General features: G+C 63.6%; 14 protein-coding genes, 2 pseudogenes and 1 other annotated feature. Of the genes and pseudogenes, 10 read left to right on the forward strand and 6 right to left on the reverse strand.

Going from position 1 to position 15,647, the window contains the following annotated elements; all coding sequences use genetic code 11:
• Positions 1 to 334 precede the first annotated feature (334 nt).
• Positions 335 to 2,689 (forward strand): pentapeptide repeat-containing protein, encoded by a 2,355-nt coding sequence (locus tag KTR9_RS25975; protein WP_014928940.1) that lies wholly within the window; start codon positions 335 to 337, stop codon positions 2,687 to 2,689.
• Between the two features lie 176 nt (positions 2,690 to 2,865).
• On the opposite strand, the gene KTR9_RS25980 is transcribed toward KTR9_RS25975, so the two are convergent.
• Both KTR9_RS25980 and KTR9_RS25985 read right to left on the reverse strand, forming a co-directional pair.
• Complete coding sequence (locus tag KTR9_RS25980) at positions 2,866 to 3,135, reverse strand: hypothetical protein (protein ID WP_044508756.1); 270 nt, start codon at positions 3,133 to 3,135, stop codon at positions 2,866 to 2,868.
• Positions 3,136 to 3,350: 215 nt separating this feature from the next.
• The gene (locus tag KTR9_RS25985; protein ID WP_014928941.1) at positions 3,351 to 3,881 is read right to left on the reverse strand and encodes a M15 family metallopeptidase; all 531 of its coding nucleotides are present in this window, start codon (positions 3,879 to 3,881) and stop codon (positions 3,351 to 3,353) included.
• 378 nt (positions 3,882 to 4,259) lie between these two features.
• Between KTR9_RS25985 and KTR9_RS25990 the strand changes: the two genes are divergently transcribed.
• Positions 4,260 to 4,871, forward strand: coding sequence for an LppU/SCO3897 family protein (locus KTR9_RS25990; RefSeq protein ID WP_144066114.1), 612 nt, complete (start codon positions 4,260 to 4,262; stop codon positions 4,869 to 4,871).
• Positions 4,872 to 4,966: 95 nt separating this feature from the next.
• Here KTR9_RS25990 and KTR9_RS25995 read toward each other — a convergent pair whose 3' ends face one another.
• A complete protein-coding gene (locus KTR9_RS25995; RefSeq protein WP_014928943.1) occupies positions 4,967 to 6,148 on the reverse strand; it encodes a hypothetical protein in 1,182 nt (393 codons plus the stop codon).
• Between the two features lie 233 nt (positions 6,149 to 6,381).
• On the opposite strand from KTR9_RS25995, the gene KTR9_RS26005 reads away from it, so the two are divergent.
• Together KTR9_RS26005 and KTR9_RS26010 are read left to right on the forward strand one after the other, a co-directional pair.
• Positions 6,382 to 7,664, forward strand: a protein-coding gene (locus KTR9_RS26005) for an IS3 family transposase (protein WP_226512018.1) whose coding sequence is annotated in 2 segments (ribosomal slippage) — positions 6,382 to 6,670 and positions 6,670 to 7,664 — 1,284 coding nt in all. Because the reading frame shifts where the segments join, the coding sequence is not laid out codon by codon here.
• Positions 6,660 to 6,788, forward strand: a sequence feature (AL1L pseudoknot). Its footprint overlaps the gene before it by 129 nt.
• A 99-nt stretch (positions 7,665 to 7,763) precedes the next feature.
• A complete protein-coding gene (locus tag KTR9_RS26010) occupies positions 7,764 to 8,687 on the forward strand; it encodes an acyl-CoA dehydrogenase family protein (protein ID WP_014928945.1) in 924 nt (307 codons plus the stop codon).
• A gap of 67 nt (positions 8,688 to 8,754) precedes the next feature.
• Here KTR9_RS26010 and KTR9_RS26015 read toward each other — a convergent pair.
• Positions 8,755 to 8,997: pseudogene (locus KTR9_RS26015) on the reverse strand (MMPL family transporter); the annotation flags it as partial.
• A gap of 4 nt (positions 8,998 to 9,001) precedes the next feature.
• Positions 9,002 to 9,127, reverse strand: a pseudogene (locus KTR9_RS28095) (TetR family transcriptional regulator); the annotation flags it as partial.
• Positions 9,128 to 9,235: 108 nt separating this feature from the next.
• On the opposite strand from KTR9_RS28095, the gene KTR9_RS26020 reads away from it, so the two are divergent.
• A complete protein-coding gene (locus KTR9_RS26020; protein WP_004020623.1) occupies positions 9,236 to 9,712 on the forward strand; it encodes a PaaI family thioesterase in 477 nt (158 codons plus the stop codon).
• A gap of 5 nt (positions 9,713 to 9,717) precedes the next feature.
• On the opposite strand, the gene KTR9_RS26025 is transcribed toward KTR9_RS26020, so the two are convergent.
• Positions 9,718 to 10,743 carry a helix-turn-helix domain-containing protein gene (locus tag KTR9_RS26025; RefSeq protein ID WP_004020622.1) on the reverse strand — a complete coding sequence of 342 codons (1,026 nt, stop codon included), beginning with the start codon at positions 10,741 to 10,743 and terminating at the stop codon, positions 9,718 to 9,720.
• Between the two features lie 99 nt (positions 10,744 to 10,842).
• Between KTR9_RS26025 and KTR9_RS26030 the strand changes: the two genes are divergently transcribed.
• The 5 genes from KTR9_RS26030 to KTR9_RS26050 all read left to right on the forward strand — a co-directional run bounded on the left by KTR9_RS26030 (position 10,843) and on the right by KTR9_RS26050 (position 15,570).
• Positions 10,843 to 11,163 (forward strand): 2Fe-2S iron-sulfur cluster-binding protein, encoded by a 321-nt coding sequence (locus KTR9_RS26030; RefSeq protein ID WP_004020621.1) that lies wholly within the window; start codon positions 10,843 to 10,845, stop codon positions 11,161 to 11,163.
• A gap of 26 nt (positions 11,164 to 11,189) precedes the next feature.
• Entirely contained in the window at positions 11,190 to 12,581 is a 1,392-nt protein-coding gene (locus KTR9_RS26035; RefSeq protein WP_004020620.1) for a cytochrome P450, read from the forward strand.
• Positions 12,578 to 13,777 (forward strand): NAD(P)/FAD-dependent oxidoreductase, encoded by a 1,200-nt coding sequence (locus KTR9_RS26040; RefSeq protein WP_014928948.1) that lies wholly within the window; start codon positions 12,578 to 12,580, stop codon positions 13,775 to 13,777. The genes KTR9_RS26035 and KTR9_RS26040 overlap by 4 nt, the downstream gene beginning before the upstream one ends.
• On the forward strand, positions 13,774 to 14,445 hold the full coding sequence (locus KTR9_RS26045) for a transglutaminase-like domain-containing protein (protein ID WP_004020618.1): 672 nt from the start codon (positions 13,774 to 13,776) through the stop codon (positions 14,443 to 14,445). The genes KTR9_RS26040 and KTR9_RS26045 overlap by 4 nt, the downstream gene beginning before the upstream one ends.
• Positions 14,446 to 14,556: 111 nt before the next feature.
• Positions 14,557 to 15,570 carry a BtrH N-terminal domain-containing protein gene (locus KTR9_RS26050; RefSeq protein ID WP_172622077.1) on the forward strand — a complete coding sequence of 338 codons (1,014 nt, stop codon included), beginning with the start codon at positions 14,557 to 14,559 and terminating at the stop codon, positions 15,568 to 15,570.
• Positions 15,571 to 15,647: the final 77 nt, after the last annotated feature.

Below are 15,647 nucleotides of genomic sequence, written 5' to 3' on the forward strand. Positions count from 1 at the left end.
CCGGTCACCACAAGGGGTTGTGAATAACATTGATGGAAGACATGCAGGTCGGAGCGGTGCACGATCGCAAATCCGCGCGTGTCTCCTGCGTGTTGGGCGTGTCGCTCACAGGTTGTCCTTGCCTTGTCCACAACATGCGCTCGGCGACCCACGTGCCGGCGGTGACACAACTCCTCAACCGTCGGCAGGCATCCCGGAGCTTTTGCAGCATGTCCATGACGCTCGCGTCCTGTTGGCCTCGGGGACGTCGCTACGATCGAGCGGATGTGCGCGGTCGGTCGGCCGCCGCAACCCGGGCGGCGGGCCCCGGCCGTCGGCCTCGAAGGAGCGAGCAGTGGAGCCGATCACCCCCGCCGAACGTCGGCTCCTCGCTGACGCAACCGCAGCAGGACAGTGCAATCTCCTCACACCAGCCGAGCAAGCTGAACCAGCTTGGGGGCCGTCCGCCGAAGTCGCCGCCATCTGGAGTGAAGACCGGCAGGTACGAGCCGACTTCCTCCGCCACCTGCTGATCGATCAGCAGCTGCCCGTCCACCTGACCGGCGCTCGCATTGACGGCAACCTTTACCTGACCGGCGGCCACACGCTCACCCTCAGCCTCCCCCGCTGCATCCTCACGGGAGCCGCACATTTCGACGGGACGACGTTCGCAGGGGACGCCCGGTTCGACGGGGCGACGTTCACCGGGGACGCTCGGTTCGGGTTCGCTAGGGCGACCCGGTTCGTCAGGACGACGTTCACCGGGGACGCCCAGTTCGACGGGGTAACGTTCGCCGGGGACGCCCGGTTCGACAAGGCGATATTCACCAGGGACGCCCGGTTTGTCGAGGCGACGTTCACCGGGGACGCCCAGTTCGACAGAGCGACGTTCACCGGAGACGCCCAGTTCGACAGAGCGACGTTCACCGGGGACGCCCGGTTTGTAAGGGCGACGTTCACCGGGTACGCCCGGTTTCTGAGGGTGACGTTCACCGGGGCCGCTCAGTTCGACACAGCGACGTTCACCAGGTCCGCTCGATTCCACAGAGCGACTTTCGCCGCGGTCGCCCATTTCGACGGGGCGACGTTCACCTCAGGCGCTCACTTCGACAGGGCGACATTTACGAGGTCAGCACTATTCATTGGAGCGACGTTCGCAGGGAACACCACGTTCGCCGAGGCGACGTTCACCAGGGACGCCCGGTTTGTTAGGGCGACGTTCATCGGGGACACCGCGTTCCTCGAGGCGACGTTCACCAGGGACGCCCATTTCGACGAAGCGACGTTCACCGCAGGCACCTATTTCGACGGGGCGACGTTCACCGGAGCCGCCTGGTTCCGTAACTCCCGGTGGCGCACGCTCGGCTGGTCTCGCACGGTGTGGAAGACCGCTTCGGTGGAGTCGGCGGGGTTGGCGGCCGTCGAGATCGTGCTCGATCGGGCGGAGTTCGAGCAGCCGGTACGGTTAGAACTGGCGGCGGGAAGAGTCAGCATGGAGCGCATGCAAGCCACCGAACGCCTGCACCTGGTGATCGCTGGTGCGCAGGTGAACCTTGAAGATGCCGACTTCGCCGTAGGCTCGCTCATTGACGCTGCACCAGTCCAGACACCAACAACTGCCACCGAGACCACCGCGAAGGAAGCTCAAGAACAGCGAGTGCAGAAGTCTGGCATCGGCAGGTGGGTGTTCATACCGCCCTACCCCGATCCCGACTACACATCGGCCACGACATCGGGGCTGCCCCCCGACGAAGACACGCACCAAGTTCTCGACCCGGCACAGCGCCTCTCTCGCAGTCTCATGTACGCCTCGCTATTTCTCGAGGCTGACCTCAGCACTGCCCTTGACCACACGCCGACGGCCTCGGTGACTTCGCTACGGCGCACGCATGTTGCCGGCACCTCACTGTCGGGGATGGACTTGCGGGCCTGCACCTTCACCGGCGCCGACGGCCTTGACAAACTTGTCATCGTCGGCGACGACATTCTCACCAACCACCGCGGAGATAAGGACATGATGCGGGCGGGGCCCGCTCGCGGACGGAAGTGGTGGAGGACGAGCCGACGCGTCCTGCATGATGAGCTCGCCGTTCGTCAGCCGCACCCCGCGGCCAGCGACACCGCTGGGGCCAGTGGGGCGACCGACGCCACCGTTGAACCCGCTGCCACGCCTACCGCACCACTGACGTATCGCAGCGTGTCCGCCACCTATCGATCCCTCCGCAAAGCGCTTGAGGACAGTAGAGATGAGCCCGGCGCCGCCGATTTCTACTACGGCGAGATGACAATGCGACGCCTCGCCGCGTCACCGCTTTCGGTGGAAAGGTCGCTACTCACCCTGTACTGGCTGATCGCCGGGTACGGGTTACGCGCGTGGCGGGCCCTGGCCACTCTCGTTGTAGTGATTGCGGTCGCAGGGTGGTGTTTCACCAATGACGCGTGGGCGGTCAAGACGGTGACCAAGACGCCCACGTCCGTGGACCTCGGCACCGGGGCCATCACCTCGTCCGCATCGACCGCGGATGGGTTGTCGCTGATGCGGTCATGGTTGTTCGCCGCCCAGGAAGCCGTCGTCCCGTTCCGGCCCGCTGGACTGTCGGGAGTCACCCTTACAAGCTGGGGGCACGTCGTCGATCTCGCCGTCCGCATCCTCGGACCGATACTTCTCGCGCTGGCTGTGTTGGCGATCCGTAACCGCACTAAACGATGACGGGTGTGGTGGCGGCGGGAAGCGGCCGTCAACAGCAACACCACCTCGACGCCAACGGCGATCGCCACTTGTCCACGAAATCCTCGTAGCTCGAACTGGTTCGGAATTGTGACGCCGTACGACTGCGCCCCGCCTCCGATGCGGCTGGCGGGGCGCAGTGCACAGCAGGGCTCGGGTTACCAGGTGAGCTGCGGCTGTTTCGTCGGAGCCTGGTAGGTGTTGAACTGCCAGCCTTTGAAGCCCTGGGCGCAGGCTGTTGCGCCGAGGTTGGGGTTCTGTGCGATAACTGTGTTGCGCCACGCGTCGCATTCCACGAAACCTGTGTAGGTGTAGGTGTTCGCCTGTGCGGGTGCCGCGGTGAGACCGCCGACGAGCGCGGATGCGGCGATTCCGGCGGTGACGACCCCGGCGACTACGACGGCGCGCACCTTGTTGGTGATGTTCATACTGATCTCCTTTGGGCAGCCTTTTTAGCTGCTACACAACGTGATTGATTGAGAGCGAGGTTCAATGAACCAGGCTTCGGCACAGTCGACGGGCTGGTCGAGGACGAGGGACCGCCGGTGCCTGTCACCGGAAACCGCTCAACGTTCGTGCGGGCGCCGAGTCCCTGTCTGACGAGAGAGTCGACGCCCGCACAGCCGAGTCCGGATTGGAGCAGCTATCTGACCTCGAAGTGCGGATCGTCCGGGAGGTTGGACCATTCTCCGCCCCAGACGATCTGGCCACCCATGCTGGCTAGCTTGGCGCGGATCTTTCCGGTTTGCTCGGGGGTGAAGGTGCCCGAGAAGCCCTGACCGCCATGGATTTCGAGGTTGAGGTCCACGGCGGTGCCGCTGCCGTGGTTGGAGTAGGCCGTATTTGTCGGCGGGACGAGTGCCGGTTCGGCCCATGACCAGTCGTCACCGTTGCCGAGAGTGATGGGCTCGACGTTGGCGTCGAACCAGGTGACGAACTCGCGGAGCAGTTCGGTGGGCTTACCGGGGGCGGTCCAGAAATTGACCCCGTTAACGGCCCATTGGGTGGTTTGGGCCTGAGTGATGAGCGGGTACCCATTTTGGGAGGTCCCGGCGGCGGCAGCGCCGGCGCCGAGGATGGATGCGCACCCGACGACAAGCGCCGAACCGGCGACCAGGAGATGAGTGCGGAGGCTGCGGGTGGGCAGCGTGGAGCGAGAGTGACTGGACGGCATCAGTCAACCTTTCGATTCGATTGTGAACGTGCGGTTCTCAGCAGACTCGCGCCGACGGCAACCAGCAGGGATCTGCAGCAGAGAACCTAACGCAGACAGTACCCGTAACTGTCCACCTCAAGGTCTGCGACCGCGGACTATCCGTATACCGGCGAGCCGAATAGTGCGAACGTAGGTCAGTTTCCGGCCTGTGAAGTCCCTGGCGACCGACCGCTTGCGGCGGGTTAGGCTACGCGCGTGACCATGCCACCACCTGGTCCTGGCCATCCCGGTTACGGATTCCAGGGCCCGCCCGGACAGCCCGGGCAGCATCAGCCAAACGCCGGTTTTCCGGGACGGGGAGTCCCCTACGGGGCGCCTGCACCCTATCCGGGAGGTGTGTACCCGCCGCATCCCGGTGGTCAGCCACCGAAGAAGAGCCGCAAGGGATTATGGCTGTTAGCCGGGCTCTTCGGGTTCGCGACGGTGCTCGCCTTGATGATCGCGGTGAGCGTGGCCCTCGAGGACCCCAGCGACTTCGAAAACAACGTCGCCGACACCACCGAGGTGAGGGTGGGTGACTGTCTGACGGTAGGCGAACTCGCCGGGGAGCTCGAGGTCGAGACGGTCGACTGCAGCTACCGAGGGTTTCATTACGCAGTCGCGGAACGGGTGCAGACCCGAAACGGTTGTGGCATCGACTACGCCGCGTTCTGGTACGAGGAACGCCCGTACGCCGGCGCCCGCCCACGCATCGAGGAAGTACTGTGCCTCGCCCAGGTGTACCAGCAGGGGCTCTGCTACTCCGAACCACCAACGGATGTGCCAAACCCGTTAGCCAAGGTCAACGAGGTCGACTGTTCAAGGGTGACGCTGGTCCCTGGCGGTACGAACTACTTCAAGGTCGACACCAAGGTGGCCGCGGCTCCGGAATGCACAGAGGGACAGGTCGAGTACTTCGCAGCGAAGCCGACACCGACTGGCTATTGCCTGACGTACTTCGAGTCCTGAACCTGCTCGTTAAAACCATCACGGCGACTCGTCCTACTGCGGGGATCTCTGCGTTCGGTGACGGTGGGACGAGCGTGCTTGCAGTCGGACATCCTCTACTCGAAGGCGTTGAAGGCGTTGAGGATCACCTTCACGATCGCCTCGATCCCAGTCCAATCCTGCCTACCTCGCTCGGTGGGGTCATCCAGGGCCGTCTTCACCTTCTTCCGGAACGCTGCCTGAACTCGTCTTTTGTCCACTGGCGAGATTGCGCCCTGGTCCTGTCCCTGTCCTTCGACGCGCCCCTTCCACACGACAGGAATAAGTGCGTTATCGTGCGTCAACACGTCACAGCCGAGGTACATCTCGAGCGATCCGGCTGTGCCGTTGACGTCCATCAGCACAGGATCAGCCGAGGTCTGCGACTCCAGCGTGGGGTATTGCTCCAGAAGCGGTAGCGGCGGGTAGTGCATCACGCGAATGTTCGCTGGAAGCTGTACGGACTTCTTCAGCTTGTGGAGGGCATCGTAGGCAGCAGTGTCGTTGTCCGCCAATGCGAGGACCCGATTAGCGATACCCGCGCCTGCGAACGATCGCACCTGCTTTGCCAGGCTGGCCGCACCGCCTTCGGTCCGGAAGCCGAAGTCCATGAAGTTTACGAATCCAACGAGGTGAGGGTGTGTCACCTCGATTGCCTCCGCGAGTAGGTCGGCATCACTGGAGCCCTCGGTGAGAATAACGAGCGGCGCGTCGGCCGTGATGATCGTTTGACGCTTCTCAGTTTCGAGTTTCGTGATCGCACTGCCCGGCTCCAGGAGCCCGAAGCTTTGCAGATCGTCCAAGTCATAGCGAACGCTGCGCCTGGGGTCGTCCTTAATGAGGTCGAGGGCCAATCGCAGAACGGTGCGAGCATCCAGCTGAGAGAACACATCAGGCTCGTCGTAGGGAATCCACTCAGAGGGAGTGCATTTAACATACCTGTCGAACTCCGACATGATCGTCGACGAATCCAGGAGCTCTACGCCAAGGTCGCCGAATGCGGGCGGGTTTGACGGGCGACAACGCTCGTGCCAAACCCGAACCTGCTCGTCCAACTGCGCACGCGCCCGTCCCTCGGTGAGGCCACGCAGTTGCAGGCGGTCGCGCAGACCACCTACCGTCGAGACGTAGCCGTAGCTTTCGTCATCACATCGCAGGTCGCTCTCGGTAAACAGGGTCGCCAGGTCAGGAATGTAACCCTCTCGACAAGTCAGTATGCGAGGACCACCGACTATCTCGATAAAACTGTGTGCGGCCATGTCTCGCAATTCTGCAGGATCGCCACCGCGGTGCTGTCACCAACGTGCTGCCACACTTGAGTCGTGCCCCGGACGGTTTCCGACCGTATTCGAGACCCGCATTAGGTAGATGAGGCGCGTGAGGAGAATGGGCTGGGGCGCCATGTCTGCTGGAAGACGGTCAACCAAGTCGGCGAATGTTTGAACCGCCCCGGGTCTGTCGGAGGCTCTCGAACCTGTGAAGGATGGAGAGCATGGCAGCACCACGCAAGTACAGTGAGGAACTCAAGGACCGGGCCACCCGGATGGCATGTGAAGCGCGACGAGATCCCGATTCGTCGAGAGGTGCGATCAAGCGGATCGCCGATCAGCTCGGAGTCCATCCCGAGGCGTTGCGCAATTGGGTTCGTCAGGCCGAGATCGACGGCGGGGTCCGCCCGGGCACCACGAGTGAGGACGCTGACCGCATCGCGGCGTTGGAGCGGGAGAACCGTGAACTGCGGCGAGCGAACACGATCTTGAAGCAGGCTTCGGCTTTCTTTGCGGCGGAGATCGACCGCCCACAGCGCTGATCGTGGAGTTCGTCGCGGCTCACCGCGATGAACACGGAGTCGATCCGATCTGTGCGGCATTGCGCGATACGTCCGCCCAGATCGCTCCGTCCACGGTACGAGCCCACCTGAGCCCCCAGAAGACCGAGGCGCCTCGTGTGGTGCGTGACCGGGAGCTCCTTACCCAGGTCCGCGCGGTGCATGCCGACAACCTCGGCGTCTACGGTGCCCGCAAGGTGCATGCCCAATTGCGCAGACAGGGCCATAGTGCTGCCCGCTGCACCGTCGAGCGATTGATGAAAGCCGACGGGCTGCAAGGGATAGCGAGACTCAAGACACGCAAGACCACGCGCAGCGAGGGAGCTGAAACACCCCGGCCGGCTGACCGGGTCAACCGTCAGTTCACCGCGGCGGCACCGAACGCGTTGTGGGTGGCGGACCTGACCTACATCCGCACCCACTCGGGCTGGGTGTACGCGGCGTTCGTCCTGGACGTGTTCTCGCGGATGGTCGTCGGCTGGCAGGTCTCGACCACCATGCACACCGACCTCGCCCTCGACGCCCTGAACATGGGATTGTGGGCACGGTCGCGTGCCGGCCACGACGTGGCCGGGCTGATCCACCACTCCGACCGCGGAGTGCAATACCGAGCCATCCGCTACACCGAACGACTGGCCGAAGCCGAAGCGGTGACATCTGTTGGCTCCAAAGGGGATTCATACGACAACGCGATGGCTGAGGCGTTCAACTCGCTGTTCAAAGCCGAATGCATCCGTAACCCCGTGATGCGCCCGCGAGGCGGCTGGGCAGGTGTGGGCGAGGTCGAGATCGCCGTCGCTGAGTACGTCGAATGGTTCAACCACCGCCGCCTGCACGGCGAGATCGGACACGTCCCACCCGTCGAGTACGAGAGCGCCTACTGGTCGACCCACACCGTCACCAGCTACCGTGAGAACCCGGTCCCCGCAAACGCTGGAACCAACTAACCGAGCCTCCAGCAAACCCGGGGCGATTCAGTCTTCGCAGTAATCCGCGAGATTGCCAAGGTCGACGGCTCGCTTGGCCACCTCTACGGATACCACCTCGTGTGTGCAGCCTTCATCGAACTCCTCGGCTCGCCGGAGCAGCGCGACGCCACTTACCGCCGCGTGGCGCAGGGTTCCTGGACGGGGAACGCGTTGAGCGAGAACAACAGTCACATTCTCGACTGGAAGGTGCGTGCAACCCCACGCGACGACGGTGGTTACGTGCTGAACGGGACCAAGCATTTCTGTAGCGGGGCGCTCGGATCCGATCTGCTTCTGGTGTTTGGCGTGGCGCAGGATGATGACTCACCCGAGCGGTCGGGAATTATCACAGCGGTCATACCCACCGACCGAGGGGGAGTGCGTCCCAACAATGACTGGAAAGCCCTGGGGATGCGGCGGACCGACAGCGGTACAACGGACTTCAAAGATGTTCAAGTGCTTCCGCACGAGGTGTTGGGGGCTCCGAACAGCGTGATCACCGACTTTTTCGGCTATAGGCGCGCCAGCCTATTCGGCCCGTTGGTGCAACTGATCTTCTCGCACGTCTACATAGGAATTGCCGCCGAAGCGCTGGACTCCGCTCGCGAATACACGCTGGAGCACGCACGGCCATGGACCCCTGCGGGGGTTTCTGAGGCCACGCAGGATCCATACGTAGTTCGGACCTTTGGAGAGCTTGCGATTAAACTACAAGGCGCTGACGCGGCGGCCCGCGATGCGTCGCACGCGGTGCAGCGGATCTGGGAGAAGGGTGATGCTTTGGCACCCGCCGATCGGGCCTCGCTGATGGTTCAGGTGTCGGGGGTGAAGGTCTTGGCCACCGAGGCGGGTCTGTCTATAGGCAGCCGGATCTTCGAGGTCATCGGGGCGCGTGGGACACACCCGCGTTTGGGGCTGGACCGGTTCTGGCGCAACATCCGGACGCACAGCCTGCATGACCCGGTGGCCTACAAGATTGCCGACGTCGGCCAGTACTTCTAGAACGACCGTGATCCCGTCCCAGGCTTTACATCCTGACAAGTTCGACAACACACATCGGCGATCCCCCCACCAGGTCGCGGGCGGAAGCGACATCGGCGGTGGTGCCACGAAGTTCCTGGACAAGCTCGTCGTAGCGTGCACGCACCGTCGGGGTGAGGCCGCCACGGTTCTCCATGGCGATAAACGCCGTTGTCTTGGCGCCTTTCTCCCCGAACGCCGTGCCCATCCGGTCGAATGACTGAAACGACGGCACTCCCGCAGGGATCGGGTCGACCGACTGCTGCCGCACGACTGTCTCCAGCTGCGGGAACGCTCGTGACCGCCTCGACGGTGACAGCCTCCACTCCCCCGCTGCGCAGCAACACCGCCGTGGCGTCGAGCAGACGGTTCCGGGAACGAACCCGCCGCGGATCGACGTCGTCGAGGCCATTGATGCTCACCGCCACCAGGTCTCCTCACGCTGTTGGTCCAGCGTGGATGTGGCATTCTACCAACGATACCGTTGGTAGTGGTCTGCTACCGGCACGAGCATCGATTCGAGGACTGTGATGTCAGCACCCACCAAACTGCCCGCACACTCCCCATCGTGCATGGGCTGCGGGCCGGAGAATGCCAGCGGCCTGCAGCTCGAGGTGTACCGCGACGGCGACCGCGTTTTTGCCGATCACTCTTTCACCACCAAGCATTCCGGTGGACCAGGTTTGGCGCACGGAGGCGCTATCTCGGCCGCGTGCGACGACATCATGGGATTCACGCTGTGGATCGCCGGCACCCCGGCCGTCACGCGCACGTTGACCGTCAAGTACCGCCGACCGGTACCCCTCCACGTACCAGTACGTCTTACGGCGTGCATCGACGAGGACGCCGATCACATCCTGCACATCGGGGCGAGCGGGACTGTGGACGGCGAGACCTACTTTTCCGCCACCGGCGAGTTCGTGAAAGTCGATCTCATGCACTTCGCGCGCTACGCCGACACCTCCACGGTAGACAGCTTTTTCGTCAATCTTCTTCGCGCGGACTGACCTGCTCAGATGCCCGGCGCTGCCTGCCGATTCGCCGGTGCGCGGCGAAACCGCGTCGGGGAGCATCCGACCCACCGTGTGAACGCATGAGAGAAGCTGGCGGCGTCGGAGTACCCCAGTTCTGCGGCTATCTCGCCGACACCGATGCCCGGATCCAGCAGTCGCGCGGTGGCCCGTTCTTGGACGAACTGCTGCCGCAGGCGACGCAGGGTGGTGCCCTCGGCGTTCAGGCGTCGCTTGAGTGTGCTCACCGATATCGACAGCTCCGCCGCGATACGAGCACCGTCAGCGCGGGCAGGGTCGGCATCGAACTGTGCGCGGACCAGCTGCGTGTAGGAACTGGGCCTACGCTGTTCGTAGACGCGTCGAAGCTCGGCAATACCGATCCGGTAGGCCACGGGGTCGGAGAAACGGCACACGTCGTAGAGCACGGCAGCCGGTATGTGCACGAACGCCGCGGGCGCGTTGAAAACGATCCGATGGCCGATCTCACCCACGGCGATCAGGTCTGCCGGCGCCTGGCATGTCAGATGAAGCTCCACGGAGGGGACGGCACCGGCGAGCATGTCCACCAACCGCAGGACAGCCAGACCACCGTAGGTGACGGCGAAACAATCGGTGCCGGCGCTGTCGGTGCGCCCGGCCAGAGCGATCGTCAGTCCAGAATCTCCGTGCTGGAACTCGGTGCTCAGCGCGGTCGATATCAGGGGCAAGAACTGAAGCAGTTGAACAACTTCGACGACGGAACCCGCACTGACCAGCGGCAAACTGATGGGGCCGAACGAGGTGAGCTGAGCGTGCTCGGCGAACGCTACGCCCAACCGGAATCCCTGCTGGGAATCCATCGCCGGATACACCTCGTGAAACCACCGGACAGGCACTTGGCCCTGTCGCGCAATGACGACCGCGAGATCGACGCCCTCGCGGGCCATGATGCGTTCGAACGCTCGGGTCTCCGCCGCGCCCAAGGCGCCGCTGTCGAGGAGCTGGGCGAACGCCAGCGGCGGCATCCCCGACTCGACAAGGCTCATATGAGCCAAGTTAACAAGACATCGCGACGTCCGAACCTGGATCGACCACATTCGCCGCGCGCACACTCATCTCTACGACCCAGGAACAAGGAGGTGGCCATGGCCACGATCACCTACGTGACCCACGACGGCGAGGACTACCCCGCGCCGGTGATGCCCGGCAGGTCACTGATGCAGACCGCGGTCGACCAGGCGATACCGGGCATTGATGGCGACTGTGGCGGTGAGGCGGCATGCGGAACCTGCCACGTCGTCGTCGACAGCGCGTGGATCGACACCGTCGGCCACAGCACAGACGTCGAAGAAGGCATGTTGAGCATGCACCCCGAGCGTGAGGCCAACTCGCGGCTGTCGTGTCAGATGACCGCGCGCGAAGAGTGGGACGGGTTGACCGTTCACCTCCCCGAGTTCCAGTTGTGAAGTGAGAGAATGAGAGCGACTTTCAGATGAGCATTACCACCGCGATCGCCGAGAAGGCGCAGTCCATGATCCCGATCGATCTGCAGATCCGTGGCGCTCACGTCTATGACAAGACCCGCCGGATCGTCACCCGAACCGACGGCAAGAAAATCTTCACCGAGACCCCCATCCCGCCGGTCGAGGACGTCGAACTCACTGACATCGATCTGAGCAACCCATTTCTCTACCGACAGGGCATGTGGCGGTCCTACTTCGAGCGTGTGCGCAATGAGGCGCCCGTTCACTTCCAGCCCCGCAGTCCCTTCGGGCCGTTCTGGTCGGTCACTCGACATGCCGACATCATCGCTGTCGACAAAAACCATGAAGCGTTCTCCGCCGAACCGTTCATCATCATCGGTCGGCCCCCGCGTTTCATGGATATCGCGATGTTCATCGCCATGGACCCGCCGCGGCACGACAAGCAGCGCGCCGCCGTCCAGGGAGTCGTCGCACCGAAGAACCTGCGCGAGATGGAGGGCCTCATCCGGTCTCGCGTCCGGGAAGTCGTCGAGGAGCTACCGCTCGACGAACCGTTCGACTGGGTCCAGACCGTGTCGGTCGAACTGACCGCGCGGATGCTCGCGACATTGCTCGACTACCCCTACGAGCAGCGCCACAAACTCGTCCAGTGGTCGGATTTGGCCACGTCGATGGAGCAGGCCAACGGCGGACCATCGGACAACGACAAAGTTTTCCGCGAGATGGTCGCGATGGCACAGGGCTTGAGTGCGCTGTGGCGAGACAAGGCCGCGCGGACCGCGGCAGGCGAGGAGACCGGATTCGACCTCATCACCATGCTGCAGAGCAACGAGGACACCAAGAACCTTCTCGACAATAGCCCGATGGAGTTCCTCGGGAACCTCGTGCTGCTGATCGTCGGCGGCAACGACACCACCCGCAACTCGATGAGCGGCGGAGTGCTGGCTCTCAACGAGTTTCCCGAGCAGTTCGAGAAACTCAAAGCCAATCCGGATCTGATTCCCAATGCGGTGTCGGAGATTATCCGGTGGCAAACCCCGCTGGCATACATGCGTCGGGTCGCCAAGAAGGACGTGATGCTCAACGGTCAGTTCATCCGCGCAGGTGACAAAGTCGTCATGTGGTATGCCTCCGGCAACCGCGACGAGCGAGTGTTCGACCGCCCGGACGAGCTCATCATCGATCGGTCCAACGCTCGCAACCACATCGCGTTCGGTTTCGGTGTGCACCGTTGCATGGGAAACCGTTTGGCCGAATTGCAGTTGCGCATTCTCTGGGAAGAACTTCTCGAGCGCTTCGACGACATCGAGGTGGTCGGTGATCCGGAGTACGTGCAGTCCAACTTCGTTCGTGGGATCAGCAAGATGATGGTCCGTCTGACTCCCAAGCCGGAGACGTGAGTACTGATCGGGTCGTGATCGTCGGCGCAAGCCACGCGGGCGCACAGCTGGCGGCCAATTTGCGCAAGGAGAAGTGGGCTGGGGCCATCCTGCTGATCGGCGACGAGGGCCGCCTGCCGTATCAGCGGCCGCCGCTGTCCAAGGCATACCTGGCTGGCGATTGCCATCTCGACGATGTCGCGATTCGGAGCCGCCAGTTCTACGACAAGCAACGGATCGAGCTCGTCGACGGGACCGTGACCTCGATCGACCGTGCCGAACGAACCGTCACTCTTGGCAACAACGACGCGGTGTCCTACTCGAAGTTGGCCCTGTGCACCGGCGCTCGAGCTCGCGCACTGCCGGTCCCCGGCGCCGACCTGCCGGGCGTGCACTATCTGCGCACCGCCACCGATGTCGAGGCCATCCGCGCCGCCGCGGTCCCGGGTTCGCGGGTCGTCATTGTCGGCGGCGGGTACATCGGCCTGGAGACAGCGGCCTCGCTTCGAACCCTGGGTGTCGAGGTCACCGTCCTGGAGGCGGCAGGACGCGTACTCGAACGTGTCACGGCGCCCGTCGTGTCGGAATTCTTCGATCGAATTCACCGCGAGAAGGGTGTCGAGGTACGGACCGACGCAATGGTCGAAGGGTTCCGCGGCGACGAACGAGTCGACGGCGTTGTCCTGTCCGGGGGGGAGACGCTGGCCGCTGACCTGGTCATCGTCGGCGTCGGCGTCATTCCGAACACGGAGCTCGCAGCAGCTGCGGGCATCGACGTCGAAAACGGCATCCTCGTCGACGACCGCGCTCGTACCAGCGATCCTGACATCGTCGCAGCCGGCGACTGCGCCAACCACCGAATCGAGCGGTACGGGCGACGTGTTCGTCTCGAGTGCGTGTCCGCAACAACCGAGCACGCCAAGATCGCGGCGGCCACAATCTGCGACAACACAACCGGTCGCGCCGCACTGCCATGGTTCTGGTCCGACCAATACGACCTCAAACTCCAGATCGCCGGGCTCAACACCGGATACGACGAGGTGCTGGTCAGCGGCAACCCCGCCCATGGCCGCGACTTCACCTGCTACTACTTAACCGCCGGAGAACTGATTGCAGCTGACTGCGTCAACAGACCCGCTGACTTCGTGACCGCCAAGCGCGCCATTGCACAACGAGCGCCGATCGTCAGGTCCGAATTGATCGGAGCGGCCCCATGACCACATCACCGACAAATGCGGTCAGCCCGGCGGCGCTGACGGGTTCACGCTTCCTCGACATCGAGCACGCCACCGTCGCAACCTTCACACGCGAAGCCGTCGGCAACGCGACCACCGACAAAGACAAAGCCGGCCGCCTGTTCACCGCGGTGCGCGACGCCATCCGCTACGACCCGTACACCGTCTCCAACGACCCAGAGCACTACCGGGCCAGCCATGTAATCGAATCCGGGCGTGGATACTGCGTCCCCAAGGCCGTCGTGCTTACCGCCGCATTCCGCGCCGCCGGGATCCCAGCGCGGCTAGGCTTCGCCGACGTCCGTAATCACCTCCAAACGGGCGCCCTACGTGAGCTGATGGGAACCGACGTCTTCGTCTATCACGGGTACAGCCACGTCTACATAGACGGACGGTGGCTCAAGGCGACACCCGCGTTCAACTCGGAACTGTGCGCGCGGTTCGGAGTCGCCCCGATCGACTTCACCGGCGACAGCGACGCGTTGCTCCACGCTCACTCCGCGGACGGCTCAACACACATGGAGTACGTCCGCGAAAGAGGTGTGTACAACGACCTGCCTCTCGACAACATCCTGGTGGCTCTCAAAGAGGCCTATGGCCCTCTTATACTCACGCAGCGTGCGACGTCACTAGATGCATTCCACGCCTAACCCGGTCTGCCTCAGTCGTCGGCCCGGCAATCGACAATTTTCGTACCGCCTCAACACAGGAGGATCGTGTCAGTGTCCGGCCCCTCGATGATCGACCCCTACCCGCACCGAATGGGTGGCCACTGTGGGTCCGGTGCGATGCGAGACCTCATGGAGTGGACCGGGCTCGGTTACGACGGCCCACCCGACGAGGGCCTCGTCTTTGCCCTCGGCGGAGCCCTCTCCCTCACCTACATTCGATCAAAAGCGCTGATGCCACCCGTGTACTTAGTCGGACGAGGACCTGATTTTGAGATCGACCTCCCCCGCCGTCTGGGCGGCACCGTCGAGGTGCTTGCCACAGACGACCCGGCCGAGGGTTGGGAGAACCTTCGTGGCGAGATCGATCAGGGACGCCCTGCACTGGTCTGGGCGGAGATCGCAGAACTCCCCTACCTGCGGGTCCAGTTGCGCATGAGCCGCCACGACATCGTTGTAGTCGGCTACGACGAGACGCAAGGCGTCGCGTACATCGCCGACAACGATCGCGAAGACCTTCAACGCGTCCCACTGGACGCACTCGCACGCGCGCGCCGCTCGACCTCCTTCCCGGAGCCAACCCGACACACGCTGTTTCGTATCAATTGGCCACAGACGCCACCTTCGATTCTCGAGGTGGCCGCACAGGCATTCGCACAATCCGCAGCGAGCCTGAGCACCCCAGGCGCATCGACGATCGCCGGGCCCGCAGAACACGGGTCACACGGCCTCGACGCTGCCAGCGCGCTCGCATCCGACGTCTGCAGCTGGGGAGCCCTGTCGACCGACGACCTCGAGATGCATTTATTCAGCCTCGGCGCCTTCATCGAGAAAGCGGGGACCGGCGGCGGCCTGTTCCGCCGACTGCTGGCACAGGGCTGCGACGAAATCGCGCGCCTCACCGGCGATCACGCCACCGCCATCCTTGCAGCCAACGCCCACCATGCGGCGACATCCTGGACTGCAGTCGCACGCGCAGCAGTACAGAAGGATCACGCCTCATCCGAGCGGCTCCGATCCGTCACAACCCTCGCGGCGGCTCTACCCGAGGCGGAAACGACCCTGGAGGCGTCACTACGAAAGGCCGCAGCATCCTTGTCAGGCTAACCGGCCTGTCGCGGCAAGTCCGCGAGGAGGACGCTAAGCAGGGCCGCCGCGTTCACACAAACGCACGCAGGAGCATT

Source organism: Gordonia sp. KTR9 (genome assembly GCF_000143885.2).
GTDB lineage: Bacteria > Actinomycetota > Actinomycetes > Mycobacteriales > Mycobacteriaceae > Gordonia.